We start from the raw sequence: 6,571 nt of genomic DNA on the forward strand, positions 1-6,571 counted from the left end.
GCCTCGCGATGACCGGCATCCAGGAAGTCCCGGTGCACGCGCTGCTGAGCGACGGCACCACCGTGCGGATACGGCAGGCGGGTCCGGCGGACCGCGAAGAGGTGCTGCGGCTGTACGAGGAGATGTCGCCGGAGAATCTGCGGCTGCGGTTCTTCTCCGTCAGCCCGGCCGCCGCCCAGAAGGCCGCAGATCGCGTTGCCGAGGGCGAGCGGCCCGGTTACCGCGCGCTGGCCGCCGAGTACGAGGGCCGTCTGGTCGGCCTGGCCGAATACGAGGTTCTGCCGCCGGGCAGCACCGCCGAGATCGCGGTGGCCGTCGCCGACGGCTGGCATCACCGGGGTGTGGCCACCCTGTTGCTGGAGCACCTGGCGGACACGGCGCGTACGGCGGGCGTGAGGGCATTCACCGCGGACGCCTTGTCCGAGAACCACGAGGTGCTGAAGGTCTTCCACGATCTGGGGCTGCTCGTCACCCGTCGCTTCGACGGTCCCGAGGTGCACTGCACGGTCGAACTCGCCGAGGGCAACACGTACTTGGACGCCGTCGAGGCCCGGGGACGGGTCGCCGACGTCCTCAGCATGCAGCCGCTGCTGCGGCCGAGGGCCGCCGTGGTGATCGGTGCCGGTCGCAGGCCCGGCTCCGTGGGGCGGGCGATCCTGCGGAACCTGTGCACGGGTCACTACGCCGGACCGGTCTTCGCCGTACACCCGGACGCCGGTGCGATCGCGGGAGTGCACGCCTACCGGTCCGTCGCCGACTTGCCCCAGGTGGCCGACCTGGCCGTGATCGCCGTGCCGGCCGCAGCCGTTCCCGAGGTGGCCGAGGAGTGCGGGAAGTCAGGCGTGAGGGCTCTGCTGGTGGTGTCCGCGGGCCTGGACCGGCATCAGTCCGGTGCCCTCGTCCAGGCGTGCCGGCGGCACGGTATGCGGCTCGTCGGCCCGAACTGTCTGGGGCTGGCCAACACCGAGGCGGACGTCCGTCTCGACGCGACCTTCGCCGCGCATCACCCCGGTCCCGGCACCGCAGGGGTCGCCGTACAGTCCGGCGGTGTGGGCATCGCGCTGCTGGCGGGACTCTCCCGGCTCGGCATCGGCGTTTCGAGTTTCGTGTCGCTCGGCGACAAGTACGACGTCAGCGGCAACGACATGCTCCAGTGGTGGGAGAGCGACGGCCGCACCGATCTGGCGCTGCTGCACCTGGAGTCCTTCGGCAACCCGCGCGCCTTCTCGCGCACCGCCCGCCGGGTGGCCCGCTCGATGCCGGTGCTCACGGTCGACGCGGGCAGGTCCGAGGCCGGACGGCGCGGCGCTGCCTCGCACACCGCGGCGGCGGCCGTCCCGACCATGACCCGGCAGGTCCTGTTCACCCAGGCCGGCATCACCGCCACCCGGACCATCGGTGAGCTCCTCGACACCGCCGCCCTGTTCCATGCACAGCCCCTGCCCACGGGCACCGACGTCGCCGTCGTGAGCAACGCTGCCGGAGTGGGCGTCCTCGCAGCCGACGCTTGCTCAGAAGCCGGGCTCGACGTCCCGACGCTCGCCGCCGACCTGGTGAACGAGCTTCTTGATCTGCTGCCGGACGGCGCCACTGCCACCAACCCCGTGGACGTGACCGCGGTGGTCGGCGAGGAGCAACTGCATGCGTGCGTCGGCCTCCTGGCCAGGCATGGGGCCGTCGACGCGGTCCTCGTCACGCTGGTCCCGACGGCCGTCGCCGAAGCCACCGGCGAGGACCTCGTCCACGCGCTGACGCAGACCCCGGAGCGGCTCCCCCGCCCGGTCCTCGCGGTACGGCCCACTCAGGCGGCTCGTCGCGAACTGCTGCCGACCGTCGGCGCGGCCACGATTCCCGCGTACTCGGACGCCGAGGACGCCGCCCGTGCCCTGGCCCATGCCACCGCCCGCGCGAAGTGGCTCTCCCGGCTGCCGAGCCCGGTCCCGGAACTGCCGGACGTGGAGACCGTTCGCGCACGGGAGATCGTCGCCGCCTGCCTGGACGGCGGCCCAGAGGGGGGCTGGCTCGATCCGCAGACGACCGCGGCACTTCTCACCTGCTACTCCATCCCACAGATCCCGTGGGCGTGGGCACGCGACGAGGACGAGGCCGTCGTTGCGGCCGAACGGCTCGCGGGTCCCGATGGGCGGGTCGTGATGAAGGCCTATTGGCCGGGCCTGCTGCACAAGAGCGAGCAGCGTGCCCTGCACCTGGACCTGCGGAATCCCTCCCAGGTCAGGGCCGCGCACCGGGATCTGGTCACTCGGTTCGGCGACCGGATGACCGGTGTGGTCGTCCAGCCGCTCGCCGAGCGCGGCACCGAGCTGTTCGCCGGGATCGTCCGGGACGAGGTCTTCGGACCGCTCGTCGTGTTCGGGCTCGGCGGTACCGCGACGGAGTTGCTCGCCGACCACGCGGCCCGGCTGGCCCCGCTGACCGAGCTCGACGCCCACGACCTGCTGACCTCGCCTCGCTGCTCCCCACTGCTGTTCGGGTACGCCGGCAGTCCCGCCGCCGACCTCGGCGAACTGGAACAGCTGCTGCACCGTCTGTCACGGATGGCCACGGACCTGCCCCAGCTCGCGGACGCCGATCTCAACCCGGTGCTGGCCGGGCCGCACGGGATCACGACGCTCGATGCCCGCATCCGCCTCGTTCCGCGCCAGGTACACGACCCGTATCTGCGTCGGCTGCGCTGACGGGATCACCACTTCCGAAGGAGGTCCGCCATGAAACCCACGCAGATCGGCCCCGTCATGACCGACGATGTCGTCACGGTCGGGTACGGCACCCCGTTCAAGGACGTCGTACGTCTCCTGCACGAGCACCGCATCAGCGGGCTGCCGGTGATCGACGAGGACGACAAGGTCATCGGTGTCCTCTCCGAGACCGACCTGATGCAGCGCCAGGCACACCCCTCTGAGCCGAGCGGCAGGCTCGGCGCGTGGGTGCACCGGCTGCGGCGTGGCGCCCGAAAGAACTCCGCCAGGATGCGTGCGCGTACCGCCGGAGGGCTGATGTCGGCGCCCGCGGTGACGGTGCGCGCGGAGGCGACGCTCCGCGAGGCCGCCCGGTTGATGACGCTGCACGGCATCGAGCGACTGCCCGTGGTCGACGAGGAGGACCGGCTCGTCGGCATCGTCACGCGCCGAGATCTGCTCCAGGTCTTCGTCCGCTCCGACGAAGAGATCCGGCAGGCCGTGCGGAGCGAGGTGCTGGTCGACGCGCTGTGGCTCGGCCCGGACACCGTCCAGGTCGAGGTGTACGACGGTGTGGTCACCCTCACCGGCCGGCTGGAGCGCCGCAGCGATGCAGGTGTGGCGGTCGCCATGAGCCGGCGGCTGGACGGGGTCGTCGACGTGGTCGACCACCTCACCTACCACTTCGACGACCGGCATGCGCAGTCCTCCGGACCGGCCGTGCGCGGCGTGGCCGACGACTGGCTGCGCAACCCGTGAGAGGCCGGGCGCTGCCGGTGGAGCGGCGGCCCCGGGGCACACGGGTCGAAGGGGTGATGATCATGCAGCGGACAGGGTGCGGTCGACGTCGGAGTCGTCGTACAAGGGCAGCACGGGCCGGCGTCTGGACCAGCCGTGCCGGTCCGCGTACTCGGCGGCCCAGAGGACGGTGGCAGGCGGCCAGGGCCTCTCCAGGGCCGGCGTGCGGGGCGACGTTGCCTGCTGACGTGGGCCGAGGCCCTGGGCAGATCCGGGCGGCCTGTGGAGGCGGGGGCCGGCCGGGCTCACGCTGGGAACAGAGAACCTGAAGGGAGCAGGGGTGATGACCTCCGCCACCACCATGACCGCGGCCCTGTCGGTCGAGCACCGCGACCGCCTGATGCGTCTCGCCCGCGAGGTCTCTTTCGATGCCGGTACCCGCCTGTTCGAGGAGGGCCGGCGCGCCGACCGCTTCTGGATCGTCCGCAGCGGCACCGTCGCCCTCGACCTGCACGTGCCCGGCCGCCGTCCCGCTGTCATCGAGTCGCTCGGCCATGGCGAACTGGTCGGCTGGTCCTGGCACTTCCCGCCGTACTTCTGGCACCTGGGCGCCGAGGCCATGAGCCCCGTGCGGGCGTGGGAGTTCGATGCCGAGACAGTGCGGACCATATGCGCCGAAGACTCCGGATTCGGCCGAGCGATCGCGGTCTGGGTCGGACGGGTGGTCGCCCAGCGCCTGCACGCCTCCCGGATCCGGTTGCTCGATCTCTACGCCCCCTACGGCAGCGGTGACCTGACATGACCGCCCGGCCTCGTGAGGAGAACAGCACACAGGGCAGCCCGCACCGGGTGAGTGACGTGATGACGCGTGAGGTCTCGCGGTGGGCCGCGAGGCTCTGTTCAACGACATCGTCGTGCGCATGGAACAGCGGCAGGCCAGTGCCCTGCCCGTGCTCCGAGGCGACGGCCGGGTGATCGGGGTGGTCTCCGAGGCCGCGTTCTTCTCCACCCGCCCCGACAAGGGCGTCTTCGCCGCCTCGCCGTTCGAGACGCTCGACCGCGAGGGAGTGGGCGGCACCGGCTTTCGGCGTGAGTGTCTCCTACGAGCAGGACGTGGGCGGCGTCGTATGGCGCGATGGGATCGGGGCGGGACTGTGGGGCGCCGGTGGGCACGGGGACACAGGCCCTGCCGCTCATCCTCTCCGCCGTGCTCGGGCGGCGGCTCCTCTGGGCCGGAAGTCGCCTCTGCGAGCCGATCGGCCCCTGCCCGAAGGGCAACTGCCGCCGGAGGATGAAGGCACCACGAACCTGCTGCGTGACACCGCGGGCGGCGCCGCCCATGGCGGGCGAGGCTCCGCTCGGAGGGTGAGGCGAGGATTCATGAACGAGACCCTGTCCCTCGGCCGGATCGGCGGGGTGCGGGTGGGACTGCACTGGAGTGTGCTGGTCATCGTCGCCCTCGTGACGGTCGCGCTGGCGCGCGGGCGGTTTCCCGACGCCCACCCTGGCCACTCCGCCGTCGTGTACTGGGCGCTTGCCCTGTTGACCGCGGTCGTCTTCCTCGGTTCACTGCTCGCGCACGAACTGGCGCACGCGGTGGTCGCCCGCCGCAACGGTGTTCAGGTCGACGGCATCACCCTGTGGATGCTCGGTGGTGCCGCCCGTCTGCACACCGAGGCACCGACGCCGGCCGCGGAAGTGCGCATCGCCGGAGTGGGTCCGCTCACGAGCCTGCTGGTCGGGGGCGTACTCGGCGGAGTCGCCCTGGGGCTGGACGCGCTTCATGCGTCCGGGCTCGTGGTCGAGGCATTCGTCTGGCTGGCCGCGATCAACGTCCTGCTGGCCGTGTTCAACGCACTGCCCGCTGCCCCGCTGGACGGGGGACGGCTCCTGCGCGCGTACCTCTGGCACCGCACCGGCGACCGGCTGCGAGCCACTCGCGGTGCCTCGGCGACGGGCCGGGCACTGGGCTGGTTCATGGTGGTGACCGGATTCGCGGCCGTACTGTTCAGGCACGACTTGTCCGGCCTGTGGCCCGCGCTGATCGGCTGGTTCCTCATCGGCGCGGCCACCGCCGAGGCCCGTCAGGCCGAGATGCGCAGCGTGCTGGCCGGTGTCCCGGTCTGCCGGGTCATGACCGCGGACCCTGTCACCGTGCCGGCCACGGCGACCCTCGCCGACTTCCTCGCGGAGGGGCCCTTCGGCCAGTACCGGCACTCCGCGTTCCCCGTGCTGGCGGCGGACGGCTCGGTGACGGGTGTGCTCACTCTGCGGCGCGTCGACGCGACCCCACCCGAGGCCCGCACGAGCACGAGGGTCGACGACGTGATGCGTCCCCTCGCGGACGTCGTCACGGCCGAACCCGGCGAACCCGTCCTGGACCTGCTCCCCCGCCTGCAGACAAGCCCCGTGCGCCGGGCGTTGGTCCTCGACGAGGGCCGTCTGGTCGGCATCCTCACCGTCGCCGACATCACCCGTGCCCTGACCTGGCCGGCCCCGTCCGCCCCGGCCCCGTGCCGACGGCCGCACGGCACCGGCGGGTTTTCGAAGGAGGCGTGACGGCCGGCTTGAGCTTGGAATCAGTCGGGCTCCGGTACGACGGCCACCGGGCATGCGGCATGGTGCAGTACCCCGTGGGCGACGCGGCCGAGTTGCAGCCCCATGTGACCGTGGCGGCGGCGTGCGCCGACCACCAACAGATCGGCCTCGCGGGAGGCGGCCACGAGGGCGTCGCGGGCGTGGGCCTCGACTGTGCGTCGTTGTACCCGCAAGCCCTCCGGTAGGTCGCGCAGCGCCTCTTCCAGCACCTCCGTGGCCTGCTGCTCGTACAGGTGGGCAGGTTCGCCAGTGATCAGTGGATGACCGGTGGTCGCGTGTGCGGGCCGGCGCCAGGCCCGTACGGCCTCCAGTGGCACCCCGTGCAGCAGGGCCTCTTCGGTGGCGAAGCGCACGGCGGCGGAGCCCGTCGGCTTCTCACCGACCCCCACGACGATGCGACCGCGCGCCCCCGAGCGGGCCTGGTTGTCGTGGCTGCCGCGCAGCACTAGGGAGTGTGCCGAGTTGAGATCTTCATGTGAGGCTGCGGAGCCAGATGACCGCCCCGCGTAAGTGGAGTCCGGCGAGGTAGCTGACAGGGG

At 72.0% G+C, this 6,571-nt stretch carries 5 protein-coding genes and 1 pseudogene; 5 read left to right on the top strand and 1 reads right to left on the bottom strand.

The window, feature by feature from the left end; genetic code table 11:
• Window positions 1-8 precede the first annotated feature (8 nt).
• The 5 genes and pseudogenes from ACZ4MF_RS39010 to ACZ4MF_RS39030 all read left to right on the top strand — a co-directional run bounded on the left by ACZ4MF_RS39010 (window position 9) and on the right by ACZ4MF_RS39030 (window position 5,993).
• Window positions 9-2,696: a bifunctional acetate--CoA ligase family protein/GNAT family N-acetyltransferase gene (locus tag ACZ4MF_RS39010; protein WP_467497750.1), complete on the top strand. Its 2,688-nt coding sequence runs from the start codon at window positions 9-11 to the stop codon at window positions 2,694-2,696.
• A gap of 30 nt (window positions 2,697-2,726) precedes the next feature.
• A complete protein-coding gene (locus ACZ4MF_RS39015; RefSeq protein WP_467497752.1) occupies window positions 2,727-3,455 on the top strand; it encodes a CBS domain-containing protein in 729 nt (242 codons plus the stop codon).
• Window positions 3,456-3,777: 322 nt separating this feature from the next.
• Window positions 3,778-4,236, top strand: coding sequence for a cyclic nucleotide-binding domain-containing protein (locus ACZ4MF_RS39020; protein ID WP_467497754.1), 459 nt, complete (start codon window positions 3,778-3,780; stop codon window positions 4,234-4,236).
• Window positions 4,233-4,429, top strand: a pseudogene (locus ACZ4MF_RS39025) (CBS domain-containing protein); the annotation flags it as partial. The gene ACZ4MF_RS39020 and the pseudogene ACZ4MF_RS39025, both read left to right, overlap by 4 nt.
• Before the next feature lie 385 nt (window positions 4,430-4,814).
• Window positions 4,815-5,993: a site-2 protease family protein gene (locus ACZ4MF_RS39030; protein ID WP_467497756.1), complete on the top strand. Its 1,179-nt coding sequence runs from the start codon at window positions 4,815-4,817 to the stop codon at window positions 5,991-5,993.
• Between the two features lie 20 nt (window positions 5,994-6,013).
• Here the strand turns inward: ACZ4MF_RS39030 and ACZ4MF_RS39035 are convergent.
• On the bottom strand, window positions 6,014-6,571 hold a 558-nt coding region (locus tag ACZ4MF_RS39035), incomplete at its 5' end, for a universal stress protein (RefSeq protein WP_467497758.1).

This window comes from Streptomyces sp. NPDC025793 (assembly GCF_055558375.1).